The sequence below is a fragment of the Enterobacter cloacae complex sp. GYL001 genome, assembly GCF_049237125.1.
GTDB lineage: Bacteria > Pseudomonadota > Gammaproteobacteria > Enterobacterales > Enterobacteriaceae > Enterobacter > Enterobacter hormaechei_C.
This window is the reverse complement of sequence record NZ_JBMKGW010000055.1, coordinates 1-1,648: the sequence shown is the minus strand read 5'-3', so window position 1 is coordinate 1,648 and position 1,648 is coordinate 1. Positions and strand designations below refer to the sequence as shown.

The 1,648-nt window shown below is 51.1% G+C and carries 2 pseudogenes; one reads left to right on the top strand and one right to left on the bottom strand.

Features of this window, described 5'->3' with window-relative positions:
- Positions 1–841 (top strand): annotated as a pseudogene (locus ACOTWU_RS25215) (phage tail protein); the annotation flags it as partial.
- Here the strand turns inward: ACOTWU_RS25215 and ACOTWU_RS25210 are convergent.
- Positions 819–1,648, bottom strand: a pseudogene (locus tag ACOTWU_RS25210) (phage tail protein); the annotation flags it as partial. The pseudogenes ACOTWU_RS25215 and ACOTWU_RS25210 sit on opposite strands and share 23 nt — an antisense overlap.

The window sequence follows — 1,648 nt, the reverse complement described above, 5'->3', positions numbered from 1 at the left end:
GGCGCAGAAGGGGAGTAATGGAGCTATCCCGATTGGGCAGGGCGGGACCGGGGCAACGAATGTCGCTGACGCTCGCACAAACCTCGGTTTAGGAAGTAGCGCGACACGGGATGCTTACAGCTCGACAGGACAGATGTTATCCCGGGGAGATTTTGGCTTGGGCGGGCCGGGTAATAGTAGTGCTGGCTGGGATATAGCTATCGATGGCCGATTTTTAAGTAGCCCTTATGACGGTCCCTCAGCTACTGCTGTGTTTATGGGGATAAACTGTGCTCATAGTTCCGATTCATCCTACTGCTTTCAGCTTGGGGGACGAGGAAACCAGGGTATGTGGTGGAGGGCAAGAGAAAGCGCCTCATTCCTTCCATGGTTACGAGTTTATGACACTGGTAACACTACCAGAGCTAGTGACGGCACGTTAAAAGCAGCTTCCCCAGTAGTTAAACTGTATGCAGACGGTTCGTTTGAAACTAATAACGAATCAGAGGGCTGTACCGTAACTCGCATAAAAGCCGGAGAGTATCTGATCGAGGGCTGCATGGGTATGAATTCAGATGCGGCGTGGGGTGGGATTGATGGTGGCTTCGATATCCCTAAAGATCGTAATGGGCAGGCCCTAATCTGGCTTGACTATGAGGTTAATGCAGACGGATCAGTGCTCGTGAAAACATTCCACCGGGAATACCCGTCAGCACCGATATTTGCGAGGAACTCACGGGAAGGTTTCGTGGATGGCGAACCGGCCGATATTCCGGCCGATCAGTTTGTCAGTGTCCGTGTAGAGATGCCGCAAAACAGTATCTGGAATCAGCGTGCAGCTATGGCTGAAGTTTCTGATTGATCATCTGATTAAAGGCAGAATCATCAGGCATATCCAAGCGAACATCGATCCAGCTGTTCACCGGCTCGTCCATCGGTTCCCCTTTTGTTTTGACGATCTCCCCTTCATCGCTCAGCATGTATTTTCGCTTAAACAGGCGGATAGTCAGCCCACCGCTTTCTGCCTGCTCTGCTTCAACAATCCCAAGCTCTCCCATGCCGCCTGGGTCCATTGGCGGCAGTAACTGCCATCCCTCTGACGCCAGGCCTGCCGAACCTCTCAGCACATAAACACCAACATCGACCCGGGAAATTTTGATTCCTTCAGCTTCGGTGTTCGCAGTACCGCAGCCGCACCATGCAAAACCATCCTCGGATATATCCGTGCGCTGGTTCTGTTCCTGAGAATTAACAATGCGAGCAACAGGTGAGGCCGCCTTTAGGGTGCCATCACTTGCTTTAGTCGTATTACCCGTTGAATATAATTTGACAGGTGAAAGCCACGTACCGCCTGCCTGTTTACGAATTGTGATATTTGCGGCTGACTGAGCTGACATTGCTTCATCGACCAGCATAAATCCGTAATTCGCACTATCTCCTCCTGAGGCCGCATTAGAACCGTTCCGATGGCGAACAGAAATATAGCTCCGCCATACATTATCATCAGTTATTCGGGCAGAACCTATTGTGGAAGGGTTGGTTGAAATATCATTAAACCAGCCAGTAGAAGATAAGGTTCCATCGATGTTGACACCAATTGCGGCCCCCCTGTTGCTACCCGTACCTCCCAGTGACACAGGCACGTAACCATTGCTGTCTACCAAACCGA